We start from the raw sequence: 21,295 nt of genomic DNA, 5'->3' as shown, positions 1-21,295 counted from the left end.
GTAGGCCCGTTACGTCCTAGTTCGTTTTCTTGCCGGTAGTGCGCGTGGGTGCGGGTGCCTGCGCGGTAGGCCGGCGGTTCGAAGCGCTCATTCGCTGCGCTACCGTGACGGACGGCTGGCCCGCGTAAGCATCGAGCCGGTTACCCATGGCCTGCTCAAGCTGGTTCAGGCGAACCTGTGCCGGTGGATGGGTGCTGAGCGACAGGGCGAATAGCGCATCGTCAGGCGCTGCGCTGCGCAGTTGCTGCAGCACCGCCACCAGGCCGTAGGGATCGAACCCTGCGCGCGCGGCGAGAGCCACGCCGGTACGGTCGGCGTCAAACTCGTCCTGCTGGTCCAGCCCCTTGGTGTACATGTTCTTGCCCAGCGCCAGCAACTGCGACGACACCAGGCCGCCCAGGTCGTTCTTCAGCTGAGAGCTGATCACCTGCGTCAGAAGGCCGGCGCGTGCCGCCTTGTTCATGGCGATCAGGTGGTGCTTGGCTGTGACATGGGTGATTTCATGGGCCAGGATGCCGGCCAGTTCGCTTTCGTCCGCCACGCGGTCCATCAGGCCCTTGGTGACGAAGACATAACCGCCTGGCGTGGCAAATGCGTTGAAGCCGGGGTCGTCGAGGATGGCGAAGGTCCAGGGCAGGTCGGGCCGCGATGACTGCAGGCTGATCCAGCGGCCCAGCTGGTTGATATAGCGCTGCGCGGCCACGTCAGGATAGAGCGGTTTGCTGCCCAGTAGCACGGCGGCCAGTTGCTGGCCGATCTGGATTTCACGTGGTTCGTCAATCTGATCCAGCGACTGCGACAACAGCTGGAACAGGTCACCACCTTGGGCCGCCTGCTGTCCGCCCGGTGTAAGGCTGGCGCCCAGCAACGCGCCGGCCAGACCGGCCGCTGAGTTGGGTTGCGCGGGGGCGGGCTGCGCCGGCTGGTTCGGGCGTATCAGTGACTGGAACAGGCCGCCCAGCGCCTTGCCCGCATCCTGGGCATGAGCGCCCAGAGGGAGCAGGCCGGCCAGCAGGGCCAATGCAAAAACCGCATGGCGTGCGGGCGTTGCCAGTGTTTGGAGGGTGTGAAGATTCATTGCGCTGCCTCTTGTCTTGTTTTTAGCCGCCGTATTGTTCGGTTCTGGTGCTGGGTGTGGCAGCCGGCGGTGTGGGTGTGGGCAGGGGATCGACCTGCCGGACGTTCAGCGAGGCACCGCCCGCGAACTGCCTGGCTTGCGCAGCGTTCGCACGGTTGGCGTCGGCTTGCGCCACGGCCGCCAGGTTGGGAACGGCATTGGCCAGGTCTTCCGCACCCAGGCCGCGAATGCCGACGGTGGATGTGGCAACTGCGCCGCCCGGCGCCTGTGCGCTGCCCTTGTTGAAAAAGCTCGAGAGGCTGCGCAGTGCACCGGTGCCGGCACCGGCCTGCGAGCTGGGGGCCGTGATGTCAAACATGTGCACCCAGCCGCTGGTGCCGTCGGCAGTGCGGACCTTGATCCACGCGCCGTTGCGCTCGCCCAGCCGGGTCACCGAGGTTTGAACCGGCAGCGGGGCCAGGCTGCGGGCCGATTCGCCCGGACCTTCGCGCAGTTGGGCTGCGCGCTTGATCAGTACGGCCTCGCCTTGCGGCTGGGCCTGTGCCGCCGCACTGAAAACCAGCATGGATGTGAGCAGGGGAGCGATAACCATTCCCGCCTGCATTTTGTATTTACTCAGTATCATGAGCCGCTCTCCCCCGTGGTTGTAATGAGGAATTATTATGGATTTGGGTATTGCAGGCAAATGGGCGCTGGTCTGCGGCGCCAGCAAGGGTTTGGGTCTGGGTTGCGCCGAGGCGCTGGTGCGCGAAGGCGTGCATGTGCAGATCGTGGCCCGCGGCGAAGAAACGCTGAAGGCCGCGGCTGAAAAACTGAAGGCGGACAAGGCCAAACCCGCGGGCACCAGCGTTCAGTATGTTGCCGCCGACATCACCACGCCCGAAGGCCGCGCCTCGGTTTTTGCGCTGCGCAAGGACTTCGACATCGTGGTGACCAATGCCGGCGGTCCCCCGCCCGGCGACTTCCGCGACTGGGACCGTGATGCCTGGCTCAAGGCGGTGGATGCCAACATGCTGACCCCCATTGAACTGATCAAGGCCACGGTCGACGGCATGGCGGCACGCGGCTTCGGGCGCATCGTCAACATCACTTCCAGTTCGGTCAAGTCGCCCATCGACATCCTGGGCCTGTCCAACGGCGCGCGCAGCGGGCTGACCGGCTTCGTGGCCGGCGTGGCACGCACCAAACTCGCGGCGCAGGGCGTCACCATCAACAACCTGTTGCCGGGCGCCTTCGACACCGACCGCCTGCGCGGCACCATGAGCGGCGCGGCGCAAAAAACCGGTCAACCTCTTGAGGCCATCATGGACGCGCGCCGCAAGAACATCCCGGCCCAGCGCTTCGGCACGCCCGAAGAGTTCGGCGCCATCTGCGCTTTCCTGTGCAGCATGCATGCCGCCTACATGACAGGGCAGAACGTGCTGGCCGACGGCGGGGCCTATCCGGGCACCTATTGAGCATTAAGCGCCCGCCCTTGAGCCTGGACTACCTCCACTTCGATTACGCGGAAGACGGTGACGGCACGGGCACGCTGGAGGCTGTAGCGTCAACCTGGCCCGAGCAGGTGCAGGCCGCGCACGCCGAGGTCGTCCAGGTGCTGGCGTGGGCGCATGCGGAATTCCCCGGGCGGCGCGGCCCGCTCGAGGAAGGCTTTGACTGGGACTACGACCTGCATGGCATGCAGGAGATGACGGCACCCGAGGCCTTGCGCTATGACGAGGCAGCACATCGCCTGAAGGTGGAAGCCGGCACGCCCGGCAAGCCGCGGCACACGCTGACCCTGTCGTTCAGCGGGACCGCGGAGTTTTGCGATGCGTTCAGGCGGCACTTCGGCCTGGACCAGGATTGAGTGCCGAAGGCACTCAAGTTAGCGTTAACATTCGGGCATGAAGTCACCCACAGAGACGCTGCGAAAAGCCAAGCGCGCCCCGCGCCCCGGAACCGGCGGCATCACCCTCAGCGACGTGGCCAGCCTGGCCGGTGTTTCGGCCATCACGGTGTCGCGCGCGCTCAACACACCGGCGGCCGTGTCCCCCGAAACCCTGGAGCGCGTGCGCAGCGCGATTTCGCGCAGCGGCTATGTGCCTAACCTCATCGCCGGCGGCCTGGCGTCCAATCGCAGCCGCCTGGTGGCGGCCCTGGTGCCCACCATCGCCGGCCCGGTGTTCCTGGAAACCATACAGGCGCTGACCGACGCACTGGCCGAGGCCGGCTGCCAGCTGATCCTTGGGCAAAGCGGCTACGGCGGCGCGCGCGAAGACGCGTTGATCGATGCCATCGTGGGCCGACGGCCCGACGGCATCGTGCTGACCGGCATCATGCATTCGCCGGAAGGGCGGCGCCGCCTGCTGGCCTCGGGTATTCCCATCGTCGAGACCTGGGACATCACGCCCACGCCCATAGACATGATTGTGGGTTTCTCCCACGAGAAAGTCGGCGCGGCGGTAGCAGACTACCTGTACGACCAGGGCTTTCGCCGGCCCGGTGTGGTCATCGCGGAAGACCAGCGCGCCATGCGCCGCCGCACCGGATTCGAGGCGCGGCTGGCCGAGCTGGGCGTGCACGGCATCCCGGTCTGTACCGTGCCTGCGCCTTCATCGCTGGCCAACGGCAGGGCCGGTTTCGCCGACCTGCGCGCGCGTCATCCTGATATTGATGTGGTTTTTTGTGGTTCCGACGTCATTGCCCACGGCGTCATCACCGAGGCCCAGGCATTGGGTCTGTCTATTCCGGGTGATGTGGCGGTCATGGGTTTTGGTGATCTCCCGTTTGCTGCTTTTACCCATCCCTCCCTGAGCACGGTGCGTATCGACGGCACATCCATAGGTCGTCAGGCGGCCCGATTCATCCTCGACGTCGCTGAAAACCGCGACGTCGGCGCGCGGGTGCGAGACCTAGGGTTTCTCATAGTAAAAAGAGCCAGCGCCTGACTTGACGCACGGTGGGCCTTTATCCTAATATTCATTTGTTAGCGCTAACAAATTGGTTGAGGCAATAGTCAATTAATTTTCTGTTGTCAGGCGGCCCCAGCCCCTTGTTTTGCTAATGCGATGCAGGCCACCGACCTTGCCGCCGGCAAATAAAAAGGAGACAAACATGAGTCAGAACACTATGCGTGCGCGGCGCGGGTTTCTCAAAACCGCTATTGGCGCCAAGGCTGCGAGGGCCGCTTTCGTGTGCGCGGCTGCGGCCGTGGGCCTGCTGGCCCTTCCAGTTCAGGCCCAGACCGACTACCCGTCGAGGGCGATCAAGCTGATTGTTCCGTTCCCGGCAGGCGGCACCAGCGATGTGATGGGACGCATGATTGCGGAAGAGTTGACAAAAGCCCTGAAGCAGCCCGTGATTGTGGAGAACCTCGGCGGCGCGGGCGGGGTCATCGGCACAGAGAAGGGCGCCAAAGCCGCGCCCGATGGCTATACGCTGATACAAACAGGTGTTGGCCAGAATGCGGTTGCGCACGGTCTCAACCCCAAGCTCGGCTACGACTCTGTCAAGGATTTCATCCACGTCACGCAGGTCCATTCAGGACCGAACGTGCTGGTGGTCCATCCTTCTGCGCCTTTTAACACCTTCCAGGAGCTGATTGCTTACGGGAAAGCCAATCCCGGCAAACTGAGCTATGGCTATGTGCCTGCGGCCTCGGGGCACATGGCGATGGAGCTGCTCAAGCAAACCGTCGGCACCTGCTCGGGCGTCAAAAAAGAAAACTGCAAGCCCCTGTTCATGGTCGGCATTCCCTACCGGGGCGGCGGCCCCATGCTGACGGATATTCTCGGCGGACAGATACCCTTGATGTTCATCAACCAGGATGTGGCGTTGCCGCATATCAAGGCGGGCAAGCTCCGGGCCCTGGCTGTGACCAGCCTGGCGCGCAATCCGCTGTACCCGGACGTGCCCACCATTCACGAATCGGGTTACCCCGGTTTCTCCGCTCTGTCGTGGTCCGGCCTGTCGCTCCCCAAAGGCACGCCCAAGCCCATTGTGGACAAAATAGAAGCTGCCGCTGTCAACGCGATGCAGTCCCCCGCCATCCGCGCGCGGATGGAGGCCAACGGTTTTGTGGTGCCGGCCCAGGGCAGTACGGAATACACACAGTTCGTGGCACGGGAGCTGGACCGCTGGACGCGGGTCATCAAGGTCGCCGGCATCAAGGCTGAATGATGGTTGGGCGGATGAAAAGTATCAAAATCAGCGCAGTCCGAATCACGCCCATCGCGTTTCGCGATGCGCCGCTGCTCAACGCCAGCGGTATCCACGAGCCCTGGGCGCTGCGCAGCATTGTCGAGATGGAAACTTCGGACGGGCGCGTTGGCATCTCTGAAACCTATGGTGACGAGCCCATGGTGAAAGTGCTGGAGCAGGCCCGTGCCCTGGTCCTCGGCTTGTCTCCGTTTGGGCTGAACGTCATGGAAGAGCGCGTACGCGCAGCCATCAAGCCCGGACACGCCACTGACGGCAGCGTGCAGTTCGAGCTTGCACCGGGCTCGCACACTGCCAAAAATGCCGACAAGGTCATCAGTGCGATGGAAGTCGCCATGCTCGACCTGCAAGGGCAGATCCTGGGCATGCCCGTGTGCGACTTGCTGGGCGGTGCCGTACGCGCAGAGGTGCCTTACAGCGCCTATCTGTTCTACAAATACGCAGAGCACGCTGACAAACCTTATGCACCCGACGCCTGGGGCGAAGCCGTTACGCCTGAGCAGGTTGTGAAGCAGGCGCAGCGGATGGTGAGCCTTTATGGCTTCAAGAGCATCAAGCTCAAGGGCGGTGTGTTCCCGCCGACTGAAGAAATCGCCGCCATGAAGGCGCTGTCCAAGGCCTTCCCCGGTGTGCCCTTGCGGCTGGACCCGAACGCCAACTGGACGCTGGAGACCAGCATCGCCGCCGCAAAAGAACTCGATGACTTGCTGGAATACTACGAAGACCCGGCACCCGGCCAGGAGGCCATGGCCGAGCTGGCCCGGCACTGCCGCATGCCGCTGGCGACCAACATGTGCGTCACCACGATGGAGGAGTTCAAGCGCAATGCCTCCACGCATGCGGTCAGTATCCTGCTGTCAGACCACCACTACTGGGGTGGCCTGCGCGCCACGGCCTCACTGGCGCGCATGTGCAGCGTTTTCGGCATGGGCATGTCCATGCATTCGAACTCGCACCTCGGCATCAGCCTGATGGCCATGACGCACGCCGCCGCCGCGATTCCCAACCTTACCTATGCCTGCGACACGCATTACCCTTGGCAAGAAGAAGAAGTCATCAAGGGCGGACGGATCCAATTCGACCAAGGCGCAGTCAAGGTGCCGACGGCGCCCGGCCTGGGCGTCGAACTAGACCAGGCCAAGCTGGCCGAATTGCACCGGCAATACCTGGATTGCGGCATCCGCAACCGCAACGACCTCGCGCAGATGCGCAAGTACCAGCCGGGGTTTTCCGGCATCAGCCCGCGTTTTTAAGAGGCCGGCAGGAGCCTCGCATTTTTCCATTTCCTGTTTGCAGTTCACACCAACAACGAAGGAGACAAGATCATGAGCAAGTTCAAGTATTTGAAGTCCCGCCTGGCCCGGGGCCTGTGGGCCGCAGGCTTTCTGACATCGCTCGCGGGCATATCTGCATTCATGGCCGGAACGGCCCATGCGGAGCCCGTGACGCTCAATGTCGTCGACGTGGCGGGCAACCTGGCGCTGACGCAGGAGGCACTGGAAAGTTTTGCTGCGAAAAATCCGAACCTGGTGTCGCGCATTACCTTCACCAAGGCGCCGGCACCCGAGCTGCCCGGAAAAATCCGGGCCATGCAGGCCGCTGGCCGCACTGACATCGACCTGGTACTGACCGGCACCGATGCGCTGGCTGCCGGCATGGCGCTCAATCTCTGGGAGCCCATGCTGCCTGCGCATGCCGCGAAGTTCCCCAATTTGATGGACAACTACCAGCCCAGCGCCCGCAAGATGCAGGACCTGACCAACGGCCTGGCCGTCATGGTGACCTATATGCCTGCGGGCCCGCTGCTCGAGTACAACCCCGACAAGGTCAAGGCACCGCCTAAAACACCGGCTGAGTTGCTGGCCTGGTGCAAGGCCAACCCCAACAAGCTGATTTACGCTCGCCCCGCCAACTCGGGCCCGGGCCGCACGTTTCTGATGGGCTTGCCCTACCTGCTCGGCGACAAGGATCCCAAGGAACCCATGGCCGGCTGGGACAAGACCTGGGCTTACCTGAAAGAGCTCAACAGCTGCATCGAGTACTACCCCACAGGCACCGGCGCCGTGATGAAGGAGCTCGGAGAAGGCTCGCGCGACATGACCGTTACGGTGACCGGCTGGGATATCAATCCGCGCGCGCTGGGCGTGGTGCCCAAGCAGTTCAAGGTGGCGGCACTCAACGGCTTCACCTGGGTTAATGACGCGCACTACATGGCGATGCCCAAGGGCTTGCCCGCCGCCCGTCAGGCGGCGGTGATGGAACTGATGGCCTACCTGCTCAAACCCGAGCAGCAGGCGCTGACCTATGACTCCGGCTACTTTTACCCCGGCCCGGCCGTGAAAAACGTTCCGCTGACCGCTGCGCCGCAAAAGAGCCAGGACATCATCAAGGAATACGGCCGCCCCGAGTACGCCGACTGGATCGCCAAGCAGCCGCACACCCAGCCGCTGGATGACAAGGCCATGGTCGCCGCCTTCAAGAAGTGGGATCAGGAAATCGGTTCCGGCAAAGGCAAGTAAGAGCCGCACACAAAACCCTCCTGGCGTTGTTGCGCCGCCTAGCCAGGATCGCTTCGCCGGGTTTTGTGCACGGCTCTGAACGCGGCCCTTGAATAACAAGCAAGCCCGCTGCGGGTGTGAAGAAGGTTTTTGACATGGTGATGCCCAACACCGCGGGACGGCCCGCGGGAAAAAACGAGTTCAGGCAGCTGCGCCTGGACGGCGTGAGCCGCAGCTTCGGCGGCGCCCACGCGCTCGAGAAACTCTCGCTTACCATAGAGCGTGGCGAGTTCATCGCGCTGCTGGGCCCTTCGGGCTGCGGCAAGTCCACCGCGCTCAATTGCATGGCGGGGCTGCTGCCGCTGTCGGACGGAAGTATCTGGCTGGACCAGCAACGCATCGATACGCTGCCACCGGAGAGGCGCGGCTTTGGCATGGTGTTCCAGAACTACGCGCTGTTCCCACATCTTTCGGTCAGCCGCAATGTGGGCTTCGGCCTGAAGATGCGCGGCATGCCGGCGGCAGAAATCGACAGGCGCGTGGCGGCGGCGCTGGACACCGTGCAACTGCTGGGACACGCGGACAAGCTGCCCGGGCAGCTCTCGGGCGGGCAGCAGCAGCGCGTGGCTATCGCGCGTGCCATCGTCATCGAACCGCCGCTGATCCTGATGGATGAGCCGCTGTCCAACCTGGACGCCAAGCTGCGCATTGAAATGCGCTCTGAAATACGCCGTATCCATCGCGCTCAGGGCTGCTCCACGGTGTATGTGACGCACGACCAGGACGAGGCGCTCGCCATGGCTGACCGTGTGGTGGTGATGAAGCTGGGTGTGGTGCAGCAGGTCGGCACGCCGCAAGAGGTGTTCGCGCGGCCGGCCACGCTGGATGTGGCGCGCTTCATGGGCTACCGCAATGTTCTGCCGGCCCGCGTGCTGCGTTCAGGCGGTGACCATGTCACGGTCGAAGGTGTAGGCGGCGTGCGTCTGGCGGGCACGGCCATGCAAGCATTGACTGACGGCGCCGGCGTGATGGTGGCCGTGCGGCCTGACGAGATCGCGATCAGTGAGGGCGCGCATGCATTCCCAGGGACAGTGGAAACCGCGGAGTACGGCGGCCGTGAATGGCTTCTCCAGGTCAGGACGGCATTCGACGATTTGCTCTACGTGCGTTCCGCGCGCGTGGTCTCGCCTGGCGACACCGTGATGCTGGTTGCGGCGCCGGAACGGGTTCTGGTTTATGCGGAGGAGTCCTGATGGCCACATTTGCCACGCCCTCGCCGGTTAACCGTTCGCGCCCGCCGCTGGACCCGGCCGTGATGCTGGTCGCGCCGGCGGCCGCGGTGATGATCATGTTTTTTGTCTACCCCTTCGCCTACGGCCTGCTGCTGTCCTTTCAGCCGGCGCAGGGCGGGGTGCTGCAGAACTACATTCATTTCTTCCAGACGCGCGACCTGTGGCAGACCATAGGCAACACCCTGCAGCTGGCCCTGCCGGCCACGTTGATCAATATCGGGTTCGCACTGGCGATCGCCTATGCCACGCGGACCAAAAGCCCTTACCAGCGCCTGTTGTCTACCTTGCTGGTGGTGCCGCTGACGCTGGGCACAGTATTGATCGCCGAAGGCATGCTGACCTACTTCGGCCCGCAGGGCTGGCTGGCGCAGACACTGCGCTGGCTCCATCTTTACGAAGGTTCGATCCGGCTCACGCACAACTATTGGGGCGTGCTGATTTCGCTGGTCATCACCGGTTTCCCGTTTGCCTATCTGCTGATCCTCTCTTACATCACCGGTATTGATCCGGCGCTGCCGCGTGCGGCAGCGACGCTGGGCGCAGACGGCTGGAATCGCTTTCGCTACATTTATCTGCCGCTGCTGACGCCCGGGCTGGTCATGGCCTTCTGCCTGAGTTTTGTTCAGGCCTTCTCGGTCTTCCCATCTGCAGTGCTGCTGGGCTCGCCGGCCGGTACCACGCGGGTGATTGCGATTGCGGCCTACGAAGCTGCCTTTGAGCAGTACGACTATTCGCTGGCCTCGGCTGTCGCCATGATCATGGGCCTGGCTCAACTGGCGATCGTCGCTGCGGCGCTGGGCCTGCGCCGTCTGTTCTACCGCGGTCCTGTTACCGGAGGCAAGGGATGAGTGCCGCGGCGCGCAACTCCAGCCCGCTACGCGATCGTGCCTGGCGTGCGTTGATCTGGGGTGTCATCTCCTTCTTTCTGGTCAACGTCGGCCTGCTGATCGTCGCGGTGGCCACCAATTCGGTGGCCACACGCTGGCTGGGAACCTGGCTGCCCGAGGCCTACACCCTCAGCTGGTATGTATCGGCGTGGAAGGAATTCCAGCTGGGCCATGTGCTGGTGGTCACGGTGGTGGTGGTGTTCTCGGTGGTCTTTTTGTCGCTGCTGATCGGTGTGCCCGCCGCCTACACACTGGCACGCAAGGACTTTCGCGGCAAAAAGTTGATCACGCTGCTGTTTCTGCTGCCGCTGATGGTGCCGCCGATTACCTACGGCATTCCGCTGGCCACCGTGATGTACCAACTGCACCTGGCCGGAACCTTGCCGGGCGTGATCATCGCCAACATGATTCCGGCTCTGCCTTTTGTGATCCTCGTGATGACGCCTTTTGTCGAGCAGATAGACACCAACATCGAATCTGCGGCGCGCGTCTTTGGCGCCAACACGCGGCAGATGTTCCTCTACACCCTGGTGCCGCTGCTGGCGCCCGGTGTGCTGGCGGCGGGCCTGCTGGTGCTGGTGCGGACGGTGGCGATGTTCGAGTTGACCTTTCTGGTGGCCGGCCCCGACACCCAGACGCTGGTGGTGGCGCTTTACTACGCGGTCTTTGCCGCCGGCGTGCGCGCAGGGCAATCGGTCGACGCGATGGCGATGATCTACATGGCGATCACGGTGCTGTGGTTGCTGATTGCGCTGCGTTTCGTGAACCCCACGCAGCTGGTCAGCCGTGTCAAGGAGCATCCGGGCAAGGCTTGATGAACTGAACCGGGGCCTGCAAAGATTTCCGTTGGTGGAAATTGGGCACGGAAAGCAGCTGGGCTGCTCTCCGTGCTTTTTTTTGCCCACGCGGATCATTCCAGTGAGGGCTCCAGCGATGGCGCCATGCCGCCGACACGCTGCATCAACGCGTGCTGCAGGCCGAACACCTGAAGCTGCTCCGCATACGGCGCAAGCATCTGTTCTTCCTTCGCGATGGCGACCCCCAGGAGGCTGGCCATTTTCTCTTTGCTCACCTGGCCGTTTTCCAGCAGTTCGTCCACGATGCTCAGTAGCAAGGCCGAATCGGTTTTGAGAATCTCCTGTGCGCGCGCGTACGCCTGCGCGAGCAGGGCCTCGATCTCGGCGTTGGTCGGCTCAACATCGGTGTTGAGGTTGTCGTCCATGTCGTGGGTCACGTCGGTGTGGCTCAGCCGGTTGCCGAAACCGAAGTGGCGCACAAAGCGTGCGGCCAGGGCGGTGGCGTTCTTGAAGTCGCTCTCGCTGCCCGTGGTGCAGGCATCGTCGCCGAACACCAGCGCCTCGGCGGCGCGGCCGGCCAGGCCCACGCAGAGGCGGTCCAGGCAGCTTTGACGTGATTCGGCCTTCATGCGCACATAGCTGTTGTAGCCGCCCTCGAAGGATGCCACGTTGATCTTGACTTCCTGAGGCGCATGGCCGAACAGGCGGCCGTAGGCCAGGCCGTGGCCTGCTTCGTGCACGGCCAGCAAGGCCCGAAAGTCGGGGCTGGCGCGCTGCTTGAGCTGGTTGAGGTCCAGCGGCACGGGGTAGGCGATGCTCCCGCCCCCGCAATCGCCATGACTGACGTGCAGGGATTGCGTGGCGGTGTCCAGCCTCACGTGCAGCGTGGTGTCCGCCGGCACATCATGCTCAAACGCCCACAGCACGGCATTCACCAGCGGCGCACTCAGGATGGCGTGAATCGACGAGAACAGCGGGCGCGTGCCCTGGGCCGGGAAGACCGCATTGGCATAAATTCCCTGGTACACCGATTCATGCAGATCAAAAGACAGCCCTGCACTCGCCTGCATTTCACCAACATATCTGGCACAGGTGCTGCGGATCAGCCGCTCATACGTGGCCTGGCTCAGCGAGGGGTAGATCACATGGTTGTTCCCCAGCCGGGCGATCTGCTCGGGCTTGAAGCGCTCTCCCAGAGCCTTCTTGACGTCAATGACCGACAGTTTTTTCGTCAGTGCATGAAAGATGTCGGCATCGGTGTCGCAGTCTTCCACGCGTTTGGCGGTTCCCTCATACATCTCGTCGAGGTTGCCCGAAACGATGATGAGCAAGCGGCTGTAATCCGTTTCCCACGAGTCGGTCGATGCCCTGAACGCCAGCATGCGCTCCTGCAGTTGCTGGGGTGTCCAGGTCATCACCTCCTGTAGTGGTTCCTTGAGCTTGAGGCTTTGCTTGAATTCCTGAGCCTGGTAGGGCGAGAGGGCGAACTTCAGCTTTTTGGCCTGGACGCCGTCCTTGGAAGGCTTTTCATCAGCCTGTTCCTCGCGTTCGTGGTCATACAGCGAGAAAGCCAGAGACGATTCCAGCTCCTGCAGAAAAGACAGCGACGGCGGCAGGCGCCCGTCGGACAGCAGCTGCCACACGTCCTGGTAGCGTTTGACGGCGACCTCATCGCCCTTTTCGTTGATGGTGCGAAAGCGCTGGAATTCATCCAGCACCAGAATGCCAGGCTCGCTCTCGGCAACGGCGGACTCCGCCAGCATGCCGCTGATGGAGTCGGCGCTGCGCCAGCTGCTGCCGTTGCTGAAGCCGTCCATCTGTACTTCGACAAAGCGGTCGTAGAAACCCAGCTTTTGCGCCAGGCGGCGCGTGAGCTGGGTCTTGCCGGTGCCGGTCAGGCCCCACAGGCACACGATCACCGGGCGGCGGATGATGTGCGGCAGCACGTACCAGGCGCGGATCGACTCGATCACCCGGTCGATGATGTCGTCAATACCGAACAGCTCGGTTTTCAGCTCGGTGGCGACGAGGGCCAGGTGGGCACTGCGTTCGCGCATGAGTTCGGGCGGCACGCGGGCTGCGGCCGCCGTCTCGGTTGTCATATCGTTCTTCATGTCAGTCAGTCAAATTTTTGAGGGCTTTTTGCAAAGCCACGGTTTCAGCCCGGCGGTGAGCGCCGGCGCTGCGAATATGTTTGCCCGCGCCCGACGTGATGGCACGCTGGACGAGGGCCCGCACCACGGGATTGCGCGGTGTGGGTGGCGGCAAGGTCAAAGCCAGCGGCTGCTTCATGCGCCGCAAATGCTTGACCTTGCCTGCGGCAAAGTCACGGGAAAAAGTTTTGGCACTCATGTGCACGCTCCGAAAAAGCAAAACCCCGGCGAAAAATCAGCCTGGGGTTCGCGGAGCGCGCTTCACACGTGAAGGCACGGCACCGACTGCCCGCAGGGCTGGGTATGGTTGACACCACATCCAGCCGGGGGCAGTGGAGGGTGCGTCAGGTGTGAGTGAACAAAGTCATGGGTCTTGAGGGCTTCAAGGGTGGCTGCACAAGGTCATTCGTTGCGCAGTGGCTCAAAGCAAGGAACGGATTTTGAAGAGCCCGCGCGGGCTTGGCAAGTTTTATGCAGCGTTTTTTCGCAATGTGTTGTGAAAATCAAACCGCTGTTGCGCTGATTGCTGCGCGATTCAGCGCCGCGACGACACCACGATGCCGCCCACGATCAGCATAAAAGCCAGCGCATGGTAGAGGTGCGGCAACTCACCGAGAAAGGCCGCCGACAGCAGCGCAGCGAACAGCGGCGTGAGGTTGGAAAAGAAGCCCGCAATCGCCGGCCCGACACGCTGCACGCCCATGCCCCAGCAACGATAGGCAATCACCGCGGGTCCCACGGCCACGTACAGCAGGGCTGCGGCCAGCGGCCAGCCCCATTGGATGTGCGCGTCGGTCAACGCCCATTCGCCGGCGGCAAACGCGCCCGACCAGGCCAGTCCGAACACGATTTGCGCGAGCAGGAAGGCGGCCCAGTCGCGGCGGATTTCCGCCGGCTCTTTGGGTTGCGACAGCAGCCAGCTGTAAAACGCCCAGGCCAGCGTGGCAAGCAGCACGTACAGGTCACCGGGCACCGGTTGCACCTGCATGAGCAATTCCCACTGGCCACGCGACAGCACCACCAGCACGCCGGCAATCGACAGCACGGCACCGGCGATCTGTCGCTTCGACACAGCCTGGCCAAAAAACAGCGCCCCCACAATCAGCATCCAGATCGGCACGCTGGACGCCACCAACGTCACGTTGAGCGGTGTGGAGGTTTTCAGGGCCAGATACTGCAAGGCGTTGTAGCAACCCACACCCAGCAGGCCCAGCACCGCGAAACGTTTCCAGTGAGGCCACAGGCTGCTGCGCGGTTTGAGCAGGCGCCAGGCCAGCGGCAACAGGATCACGAAGGCCAGGGCCCAGCGCAGGAAGTTGAGCGTCATGGGCGGCACCAGGCCAGTGACGAGGCGGCCGACGACGGCGTTGCCGGCCCAGAGCAAGGGAGGGACCACCAGCAGCGTGGCAGTGGCGGGCGTGAGGCGTTGGGTCATGACGGGGACTTTATCAAGCATGACTGTTTTCCTCTCGCCATACGGGGTTCAACCCTCGGCGCCTGCGGCCCATTTCGATTCATGGCACCATGGCGGCCACCCCTTTTTCTTTCTCCATCTGCAACCTTTGCAAGGAAATCCATGGCCTCCATCACCTCCAAAGCCGTACGCATCAACCAGCACGGCGGACCTGAAGAACTCACACTGGTAGACGTGACGGTAGGCGACCCCGGCCCGGGCGAAATACGCATCCGTCACAAGGCCGTTGGCTTGAACTACATCGACGTGTACCAACGCAGCGGTGTCTACCCGCTTGCCATGCCGCTTCAACTGGGGATGGAAGCTTCCGGCATCGTCGAGGCTGTTGGTGAGGGCGTGACCCACCTGAAAGCGGGTGACCGCGCGGCCTATGCCAGCCAGCCGCCCGGCAGCTACTGTGAAGTGCGCGTGATGCCGGCCAAGTGTGTGTGCAAGCTGCCCGATGCGATCTCGTTTGAAACCGGCGCGGCCATGATGCTCAAGGGGCTGACCACGCAGTACCTGCTGCGCCGCACGCAGCCGCAAGGCGGCCTGCAGCCCGGCGACCATGTGTTGTTTCACGCGGCCGCCGGTGGCGTGGGCCTGATCGCCTGCCAGTGGGCCAGGGCCATGGGCCTGCAATTGATAGGCACCGCCGGCTCTGACGAGAAATGCGCGTTGGCGTTGTCGCAGGGCGCGGCCTTTGCCGTCAACTACGCGAAAGAAGACTTCGTGGCCCGCGTCAAGGAGATCACCGGTGGCAAGGGCGTGAAGGCGGTGTACGACTCGGTCGGCAAGGACACCTTCCTCAAGTCACTGGATTGCCTGCGCCCCTTTGGCCTGCTGGCCAACTTTGGCAATGCCTCGGGCAAGACGCCGCCGCTGGACATCGGCCTGCTGGCTGCCAAAGGCTCGCTCTACGTTTCACGGCCGACGCTCTTTACCCACATTGCGACGCGTGAGACCACACAGGAAATGGCGGATGAATTGTTTGCCATGGTCATCAGCGGCAAAGTCCATATTCCTATAGACCAGCGTTTTGCCCTGGCCGACGTTGCCGAGGCGCACCGTGCGCTTGAAGCCCGCAAGACCACGGGCTGCACCATCCTGACGCTGTAAAAGAAGAGCGAATTTGCCCCAGGGCATAGGCCTTTGTGCGGTAAACCTGTGTAAAGCTGGAGAGGGTATTCAACGCAAGGCGTGCCGCATGCGTTACAAAGGGCTGCAGGAGAACACCATGCCCACAGTGACTATCCAGGCCAGCATGCTCGCGGCCTTCCTGGCTTGCCTCGCCGCTCCGGCGGCGCAGGCGCAGGCCGATGCCGCGCCGCCGCCGGCCAAGTTTGCCGCCACATGGCGCGCCGCTTCGCGCCTGGGGTATGCACCCACGCCGGCCTCGACGCAGGCCGCTGCGGCCTCACCCCGCGCCTGGGCGTTGCAGCAGCTGGATGTGGCCTATGCCGCAAGCCTGCGTCCTCCCAACCTTCCTGCCGAACTTGCCGGCATCAACGCACCGCTCGGTGACATTGCGCGCAGCTTCCAGGCCGAGCGGGAGGCGCGAAAGGCCGCGCGCGAAACGCCCAAGCCTGGTATGGCCGCCGCGGCCGATACAGGTGGCGAAAAATTCAGCCGCGAGATGGCCCAGGGCGCGGCCGCCTGGCGGCTGATGTCCTGCAGCGATCCGGCGCTGGAAAATCCGCTGCTGGCCCGCATGACCGAGTTCTGGTTCAACCACCTCAATGTGTTCGTCGGCAAGGGACCGGTGCGCCCCTTTGTCGGCCACTACGAGATCAATGTGATTCGCGCCAACGCCCTGGGCCGTTTTGAAGACCTGCTGCTGGCCAGCGCCAGGCACCCGGCCATGCTGTTCTACCTGGACCAGGCGCAGAGCAACAGCCGCGGCCTTAACGAAAACTACGCGCGCGAGTTGATGGAGTTGCACACCCTGGGCGTGAACAGCGGCTACACGCAAAAAGACGTGCACGAACTGGCCCGCATCCTCACCGGCTGGACGGTGAACCTCAAGGACGGCGAGGGTTTTCGTTTTGCCGAGCGCCTTCACGACAAGGAAGGCAAGGTGCTGCTGGGCCGTACGTTTGGCAGCGAGGGCGTTGCGGAAGGCGAGGAAGCCATTCGCTACCTGGCGCGCCGGCCCGAGACGGCGCGGCGTGTGTCTATCCGGCTGGCCAGTTTCTTCGTGGCCGACAAACCCTCGTCCGCACTGGTTAACCGGTTGGCAACTACCTTCACGGCGACCCAGGGCGACATCCGCGCGGTGATGCGCACCCTGATCGAATCACCGGAGTTCTGGGCGCAAGACAACCAGTTGTTTAAAACCCCGCTGGACTTTGCCTGTTCGGCGCTCACTGCGGCCGGGGGCGTCAAGGAGCGCCGCGACGTCGTGCAAACCCTGGGCTTCCTGGCGCAGGCCGGCCAGCCCATGCATGGCTGGCAAACGCCCGACGGCTATAAAACCGATGCAGGTACCTGGCTTGCGCCTGAGGCTTTGACGCGCCGCGCCGATTACGCCATGGGCCTGGCCCAGCGCACAGCTGAGCCGTCTTACCTCAACGCCTTTTTCAGCATTGCGACGCGCGAGCGCATCGCGCAGGAACCCGCGCAGATGCGCACCGGCCTGATGCTGGCCAGCCCCGACTTCATGCGCAAATAATTCCATGTCCAAATCAAACGTGCACTTTGTCGGCCCGCCTTGCCGTGCTGTAGCACTGTCTGCGGCGGGCCTTCGCGTTCACGCTTGATCTGGACAGGGAATATGCCGCAACAAGGACTCCTATGAACTCCATTTTTTCTTCATCGGCGAATCTGCAGCAACGCCGCCGGCTGCTGGGCCTGGGCGCGTTGTCCGCCTTTTCGCTGGCAGCGCCCGGCGTGTGGGCGCAAGCCTTGCCCGCAAGCCGGTCAAGCCTGGACGGTGGGCGCCTCGTCATCGTCTTCCTGCGCGGCGCGTATGACGGCCTGTCGGCCTTTGTGCCCTACGCCGACAAGGACTACTACGCTTTGCGCCCCAACATCGCGATCGCGGCGCCCGACGGCACGGCGCAAACCGCCTTGAAGCTCGACAGGACTTTTGCCCTGCATCCCGCGCTGGCCCCGCTGCTGCCGCTGTGGCAGCAAGGTGTTCTGGGTTTTGTGCCCGCGGCCGGCCTGCCCGCGCCCAACCGTTCGCATTTCGACGCGCAGTACCAGATGGAGATTGCGCAGGGCGGCAAGACCAGCAGCGCACCGGGATGGCTCAACACCACAGCGGGCCTGGGCAAGGCCGCTGCACCGGGCGCCGCCGCTCTCGGCGTGGGCGAGGCCAACCCCGCCATTCTGGGCGGGCAGGCGGCCGTCAGGTTGATTCCGCGTGGCCAGTCTGCTGAACGCACCGGGGTGCTGGCCAACGACAGAACCCGCCAGGCGCTCATGGATCTGTATGCCGGTGATGACAAGATCAGCGAAGCCTTCCGCCAGGGTGCGGGTAGCCGCATGCAGAGTGCGCAGGAGCTCACGGAACAGAAAAATGCCAGGACCGAGAAAATGGCGGAAGACAGCAGGCGCATGGCAGACAAGCGCCTGGACCGCGACGGCACGCCCGGTAATCCGCAGGCGCTGAACGCGCAAATGCAGGCAGCCAGCAATGGCGCGGCCGACCCCGTGGGCCTGCAACTCGATGCGCAGCACCTGGGCACGCTGATGCGCAACGACCGCAAACTGCGCCTCGGTTTTTTGTCGGCAGGCGGTTGGGACACCCATGCCAACCAGGGCGCCGCCACCGGCCAGCTGGCCAACAACCTCGGCAACCTGGCGCGCGGCATCGCGCAGCTGCGCCAGGATTTTTCCGAACCCGGCGATGTCGTCGTGGTGATGAGCGAATTCGGGCGCACCAGCGCCGAAAACGGCACACGCGGCACCGACCACGGCTTTGGCAACGCCATGTGGCTCATGGGCAACCGTGTCGCCGGCGGACGCTGGCATGGCCAGTGGACGGGCTTGGCCCAACTCAACGAAGGACGCGACTTGCCGGCGCATCACGATTACCGCGCGGTGCTGGCTCAGGTGCTGCGGGGGACCTTTGCATTTGGCGATGCGCAGCTGGCTGATGTGTTGCCAGGGGCCAGGTGGGACAAGCGACTGGACGGTTTGTTCGTCAAAGCCTAGCTTCGCAGGTTTGCGCCCGAATTCAAGGGTTTTAGCCGTTTTATCCAATAGGGGTAAGCGCGAGAAGCTATTAAATTAATAGCAAATAAATTTCCGGAGCTGATGCTTCCCGCCTGGCCGGCAGGTTTGTAATGTCCGGTTGGTACGGGCGAAGTAAACTGCGCAGCAGAATCCGGGATGGCCCGCTGCCCCGGTCTTTTCGCATATCAATGGCCTGCCAGCACGGGCCCCAAGGACGCATGATGATGCCGCCTGCTTTTGATGCCCAATGGCTGCAAGCCCTGCGCGCCGGAGCGATCCAGCCGCCGCTGCGCCCACGCGTGCCGCTGTGGGCCGGTGAATCGGTGATCGGATCGGTGGAGCCGCGCTTCTTTCACAAGCTGGCCCTGCATGCCATGACAGACGGCCACCACCCCCTGCTCAAGGAAGAACACCCCGGCGGCCTGGGTTGGCGCTTGATGGGCGATGTGACCACCAGCCTGAACAAAATCGCGATCGCGCTGCACGAAGCGGGCCTCGCCGGTGCCTGGCGCGACGAGCAGCTCGCGGTACCTGACCAGTTTGGCCACCGCAAAGGCACGGTCGAGCGCGCGGCCGTGCGGCCGCTGGGCATCACCACACTGGCGGTACACCTGGTGGGGCAGTCGCCTGATGGCCGCTTCTGGGTGCAGCAGCGTGCCCTTGACAAGTCCAACGACCCCGGCCTGTGGGACACCCTGATGGGCGGCATGGTGTCTGCCGTCGACACGGTGGAAACCGCCCTGGTGCGTGAGACCTGGGAGGAGGCCGGCCTGCATGTGGCCGAGCTGCAGGCTATGCGCTACGGCGGCCGGCTCACGACCCGTCGACCAGCCACCGAAGGCAACGGTGCGGGGTATGTGGTCGAAGACATTGACTGGTATTGCTGCACCGTGCCCGGAGGCATGGTGCCCGATAACCAGGACGGCGAAGTAGCCCAGTTCCGGCTGATGGACGCCGCCCAACTGGTGGATGGCATGCAACGCGGCGAGTTCACGACGGAAGCCGCGCTGATTTTTTCCGACATGCTGGGCTTGCCCTAGGCAACGTTTCGCCGGCCTTGCCCTTGTACTCAGGCCTGGTCGGTCAGGGCTGGCTGGCGCAAGCGGTTGGGGGCCAGTGCGCCAGCTGAGTCAAGGATCGGGTAGGCGATCGAGCAGATGTGCGAGTTGATGCGCTTGAGCTCGCTGATGAGGTCGATGTGCAGCGAGCTGGTTTCCAGGCTTTGCACCGTATTGGCCGACAGGCGGCCCAGGTGGGTCGTGGCATAGGCCCGCTCCAGGTCGCGAAAGCGGGCTTTTTCTTCCAGCAGCTTTTGCGCGTCGCGCACCGTGCCATTGAGGAACACGCTCATGCCCAGGCGCAGGTTGGCCACCAGGCGCTCATGCAGTTCGACGATTTCAGCCATGCCGGCGTCCGAGAAGTTGCGGCCTGGCTTGATCTTTTTGTCTTCAATGTCGATCAGTACGCGCTCGATGATGTCGCCGATCTGCTCCATGTTGATGGTGAAGCTGATGATGTCGGTCCAGCGGCGGCTTTCTTCTTCGGCCAGCGCTTCGCGTGAAATCTTGGTGAGGTAGTACTTGATCGACGAATACAGCTCGTCGACGGCATCGTCCATCTTGCGCAGGTCTTCGGCCAGCTTGAGGTCGTTCTTCTGGATGACCGCCAGCACGCCCAGCAGCATGGTTTCCACCACGTCGGCCTGGTGCAGCGCTTCGCGGGCTGCGCATGAGATGGCCAGGGACGGCGTGGCCAATGCCGAAGGGTCGAGATGGTGGGGACGGCCGCCGGCCTGGTTTTTGTCGGGTTTGGGCAGAAGTTTTTCTACCCAGCGCGCAATCACCTGTGTCCAGCCGATGAACATGGCGCCTACCACCATGTTGAAAGTGAGATGGAACAGCACCACCACGGTGGCCGCTTCGCCGAGGTAGGGTCGCACGTGGCGCAGCCACAGGCCGATGAAGGGCGCTGCGACGACGATACCCAGCAGCTTGAAGAACAGGTTGCCCAGCGGCACCTGCCGCACCTCGACCGCCGAGCGTAGCGTGGTCAGCACCGCCAGCAGCCCGCTGCCCAGATTGGCGCCCAAGACCAGGCCCAGCGCCACGTCGATGGGAATAACGGCCGAGGCGGCCAGCGTGGCCGTGAGCAGCACGATCGCCAGGCTGGAATACGACACCACGGCCAGGAAGGCGCCTGCGGTGATTTCGAGCAGCAGGTCGCTGCTGAGGGAGCCCAGCAGGGCTTTCACGGCCGGTGCCTGGGTCAGAACTTCGGTGGAGGCCGTGACCAGCCGCAAGGCCAGCAGCATCAGGCCCAGGCCGATCAGCACCCGGCCGAAGCGGCCGACATTGGTGTCCTGCCGCGAGATGAACAGCACCACGCCGACAAAGATAAAGAGCGGCGACAGCCAGGACAGGTCAAAAGAGAACACCACGGCCATCAGGCTGGTGCCGATGTCCGCACCCAGCATGACGGCCAGCGCCAGCGGCAGGGTGACCAGGCCTTGCCCGACAAATGACGAAACGATAAGGGAGGTGGCGGTGCTGGACTGCACCAGGGCCGTCACCCCAATGCCCGAGACGGCCGCAGCCAGCCGGTTGCTGATGCTGACCGCCAGCACGTGGCGCAGATTGGCACCGAACACCCGCAGGATGCCGGTACGAACGAGATGGGTGCCCCACACGAGCAGCGCAATGGCTGCCAAAAGATTCAACAAATGCTTCATAAGGTCGGAACCACTATACCCTTGAAC

Annotated in this window: 19 protein-coding genes; 13 read left to right on the top strand and 6 right to left on the bottom strand. The window is 63.5% G+C overall.

Translation table 11 applies throughout. The features are described from left to right. Positions 1–16: 16 nt before the first annotated feature. Entirely contained in the window at positions 17–1,078 is a 1,062-nt protein-coding gene (locus AC1DWQ_RS11145; protein ID WP_477669704.1) for a M48 family metalloprotease, read from the bottom strand. Between the two features lie 22 nt (positions 1,079–1,100). Then, entirely contained in the window at positions 1,101–1,670 is a 570-nt protein-coding gene (locus AC1DWQ_RS11140) for an SH3 domain-containing protein (protein WP_477669703.1), read from the bottom strand. A gap of 70 nt (positions 1,671–1,740) precedes the next feature. On the opposite strand from AC1DWQ_RS11140, the gene AC1DWQ_RS11135 reads away from it, so the two are divergent. The 9 genes from AC1DWQ_RS11135 (at position 1,741) to AC1DWQ_RS11095 (ending at position 10,770) form a co-directional block, all read left to right on the top strand. Beyond that, positions 1,741–2,535 (top strand): SDR family oxidoreductase, encoded by a 795-nt coding sequence (locus AC1DWQ_RS11135; RefSeq protein ID WP_477669702.1) that lies wholly within the window; start codon positions 1,741–1,743, stop codon positions 2,533–2,535. 17 nt (positions 2,536–2,552) lie between these two features. Continuing rightward, positions 2,553–2,927, top strand: a complete 375-nt coding sequence (locus AC1DWQ_RS11130) for a hypothetical protein (protein WP_477669701.1) — start codon at positions 2,553–2,555, stop codon at positions 2,925–2,927. A 37-nt stretch (positions 2,928–2,964) separates the two neighbouring features. Next, a complete protein-coding gene (locus AC1DWQ_RS11125; protein ID WP_477669700.1) occupies positions 2,965–4,008 on the top strand; it encodes a LacI family DNA-binding transcriptional regulator in 1,044 nt (347 codons plus the stop codon). A 166-nt stretch (positions 4,009–4,174) separates the two neighbouring features. After that, entirely contained in the window at positions 4,175–5,239 is a 1,065-nt protein-coding gene (locus AC1DWQ_RS11120; protein WP_477669699.1) for a Bug family tripartite tricarboxylate transporter substrate binding protein, read from the top strand. 11 nt (positions 5,240–5,250) lie between these two features. After that, on the top strand, positions 5,251–6,531 hold the full coding sequence (locus tag AC1DWQ_RS11115; protein WP_477669698.1) for a glucarate dehydratase family protein: 1,281 nt from the start codon (positions 5,251–5,253) through the stop codon (positions 6,529–6,531). Positions 6,532–6,603: 72 nt separating this feature from the next. Then, positions 6,604–7,797 (top strand): ABC transporter substrate-binding protein, encoded by a 1,194-nt coding sequence (locus AC1DWQ_RS11110; RefSeq protein ID WP_477669697.1) that lies wholly within the window; start codon positions 6,604–6,606, stop codon positions 7,795–7,797. A gap of 134 nt (positions 7,798–7,931) precedes the next feature. Then, positions 7,932–9,029: an ABC transporter ATP-binding protein gene (locus AC1DWQ_RS11105; RefSeq protein WP_477669696.1), complete on the top strand. Its 1,098-nt coding sequence runs from the start codon at positions 7,932–7,934 to the stop codon at positions 9,027–9,029. Continuing rightward, entirely contained in the window at positions 9,029–9,916 is an 888-nt protein-coding gene (locus AC1DWQ_RS11100; protein WP_477669695.1) for an ABC transporter permease, read from the top strand. The genes AC1DWQ_RS11105 and AC1DWQ_RS11100 overlap by 1 nt, the downstream gene beginning before the upstream one ends. After that, positions 9,913–10,770 carry an ABC transporter permease gene (locus AC1DWQ_RS11095; RefSeq protein ID WP_477669694.1) on the top strand — a complete coding sequence of 286 codons (858 nt, stop codon included), beginning with the start codon at positions 9,913–9,915 and terminating at the stop codon, positions 10,768–10,770. The genes AC1DWQ_RS11100 and AC1DWQ_RS11095 overlap by 4 nt, the downstream gene beginning before the upstream one ends. A gap of 95 nt (positions 10,771–10,865) precedes the next feature. Here the strand turns inward: AC1DWQ_RS11095 and AC1DWQ_RS11090 are convergent, their stop codons facing one another. From AC1DWQ_RS11090 to AC1DWQ_RS11080, 3 genes are all read right to left on the bottom strand, one after another. Then, the gene (locus tag AC1DWQ_RS11090; RefSeq protein WP_477669693.1) at positions 10,866–12,854 is read right to left on the bottom strand and encodes an AAA family ATPase; all 1,989 of its coding nucleotides are present in this window, start codon (positions 12,852–12,854) and stop codon (positions 10,866–10,868) included. 13 nt (positions 12,855–12,867) lie between these two features. Then, positions 12,868–13,104, bottom strand: a complete 237-nt coding sequence (locus AC1DWQ_RS11085) for a hypothetical protein (RefSeq protein WP_477669692.1) — start codon at positions 13,102–13,104, stop codon at positions 12,868–12,870. Between the two features lie 336 nt (positions 13,105–13,440). Continuing rightward, a complete protein-coding gene (locus tag AC1DWQ_RS11080) occupies positions 13,441–14,340 on the bottom strand; it encodes a DMT family transporter (RefSeq protein WP_477670202.1) in 900 nt (299 codons plus the stop codon). Positions 14,341–14,481: 141 nt separating this feature from the next. Between AC1DWQ_RS11080 and AC1DWQ_RS11075 the strand changes: the two genes are divergently transcribed. From AC1DWQ_RS11075 to AC1DWQ_RS11060, 4 genes are all read left to right on the top strand, one after another. Beyond that, on the top strand, positions 14,482–15,477 hold the full coding sequence (locus tag AC1DWQ_RS11075; RefSeq protein ID WP_477669691.1) for a quinone oxidoreductase family protein: 996 nt from the start codon (positions 14,482–14,484) through the stop codon (positions 15,475–15,477). Positions 15,478–15,595: 118 nt separating this feature from the next. After that, positions 15,596–17,029 carry a DUF1800 domain-containing protein gene (locus AC1DWQ_RS11070; protein WP_477669690.1) on the top strand — a complete coding sequence of 478 codons (1,434 nt, stop codon included), beginning with the start codon at positions 15,596–15,598 and terminating at the stop codon, positions 17,027–17,029. Between the two features lie 122 nt (positions 17,030–17,151). Beyond that, entirely contained in the window at positions 17,152–18,519 is a 1,368-nt protein-coding gene (locus AC1DWQ_RS11065) for a DUF1501 domain-containing protein (RefSeq protein ID WP_477669689.1), read from the top strand. Positions 18,520–18,758: 239 nt separating this feature from the next. After that, entirely contained in the window at positions 18,759–19,580 is an 822-nt protein-coding gene (locus tag AC1DWQ_RS11060) for an NUDIX hydrolase (protein ID WP_477669688.1), read from the top strand. Between the two features lie 29 nt (positions 19,581–19,609). Here AC1DWQ_RS11060 and AC1DWQ_RS11055 read toward each other — a convergent pair whose 3' ends face one another. Beyond that, a complete protein-coding gene (locus tag AC1DWQ_RS11055; RefSeq protein ID WP_477669687.1) occupies positions 19,610–21,268 on the bottom strand; it encodes a Na/Pi cotransporter family protein in 1,659 nt (552 codons plus the stop codon). Between the last annotated feature and the right edge of the window lie 27 nt (positions 21,269–21,295).

The sequence above is a fragment of the Polaromonas sp. P2_G11 genome, from assembly GCF_056403595.1.
This window is presented reverse-complemented; position numbering and strand designations above follow the sequence as displayed.

Bases quoted from the DNA above. Each gene is read 5' to 3' on its own strand.
- AC1DWQ_RS11070 (WP_477669690.1), top strand. From the start codon at position 15,596: ATGCCCACAGTGACTATCCAGGCCAGCATGCTCGCGGCCTTCCTGGCT.
- AC1DWQ_RS11135 (WP_477669702.1), top strand. From the start codon at position 1,741: ATGGATTTGGGTATTGCAGGCAAATGGGCGCTGGTCTGCGGCGCCAGC.
- AC1DWQ_RS11100 (WP_477669695.1), top strand. From the start codon at position 9,029: ATGGCCACATTTGCCACGCCCTCGCCGGTTAACCGTTCGCGCCCGCCG.
- AC1DWQ_RS11075 (WP_477669691.1), top strand. From the start codon at position 14,482: ATGGCCTCCATCACCTCCAAAGCCGTACGCATCAACCAGCACGGCGGA.
- AC1DWQ_RS11065 (WP_477669689.1), top strand. From the start codon at position 17,152: ATGAACTCCATTTTTTCTTCATCGGCGAATCTGCAGCAACGCCGCCGG.
- AC1DWQ_RS11095 (WP_477669694.1), top strand. From the start codon at position 9,913: ATGAGTGCCGCGGCGCGCAACTCCAGCCCGCTACGCGATCGTGCCTGG.
- AC1DWQ_RS11055 (WP_477669687.1), bottom strand. From the start codon at position 21,268: ATGAAGCATTTGTTGAATCTTTTGGCAGCCATTGCGCTGCTCGTGTGG.
- AC1DWQ_RS11125 (WP_477669700.1), top strand. From the start codon at position 2,965: ATGAAGTCACCCACAGAGACGCTGCGAAAAGCCAAGCGCGCCCCGCGC.
- AC1DWQ_RS11080 (WP_477670202.1), bottom strand. From the start codon at position 14,340: ATGACCCAACGCCTCACGCCCGCCACTGCCACGCTGCTGGTGGTCCCT.
- AC1DWQ_RS11145 (WP_477669704.1), bottom strand. From the start codon at position 1,078: ATGAATCTTCACACCCTCCAAACACTGGCAACGCCCGCACGCCATGCG.
- AC1DWQ_RS11110 (WP_477669697.1), top strand. From the start codon at position 6,604: ATGAGCAAGTTCAAGTATTTGAAGTCCCGCCTGGCCCGGGGCCTGTGG.
- AC1DWQ_RS11140 (WP_477669703.1), bottom strand. From the start codon at position 1,670: ATGGTTATCGCTCCCCTGCTCACATCCATGCTGGTTTTCAGTGCGGCG.
- AC1DWQ_RS11090 (WP_477669693.1), bottom strand. From the start codon at position 12,854: ATGACAACCGAGACGGCGGCCGCAGCCCGCGTGCCGCCCGAACTCATG.
- AC1DWQ_RS11060 (WP_477669688.1), top strand. From the start codon at position 18,759: ATGATGATGCCGCCTGCTTTTGATGCCCAATGGCTGCAAGCCCTGCGC.
- AC1DWQ_RS11115 (WP_477669698.1), top strand. From the start codon at position 5,251: ATGAAAAGTATCAAAATCAGCGCAGTCCGAATCACGCCCATCGCGTTT.
- AC1DWQ_RS11105 (WP_477669696.1), top strand. From the start codon at position 7,932: ATGGTGATGCCCAACACCGCGGGACGGCCCGCGGGAAAAAACGAGTTC.
- AC1DWQ_RS11120 (WP_477669699.1), top strand. From the start codon at position 4,175: ATGAGTCAGAACACTATGCGTGCGCGGCGCGGGTTTCTCAAAACCGCT.
- AC1DWQ_RS11085 (WP_477669692.1), bottom strand. From the start codon at position 13,104: ATGAGTGCCAAAACTTTTTCCCGTGACTTTGCCGCAGGCAAGGTCAAG.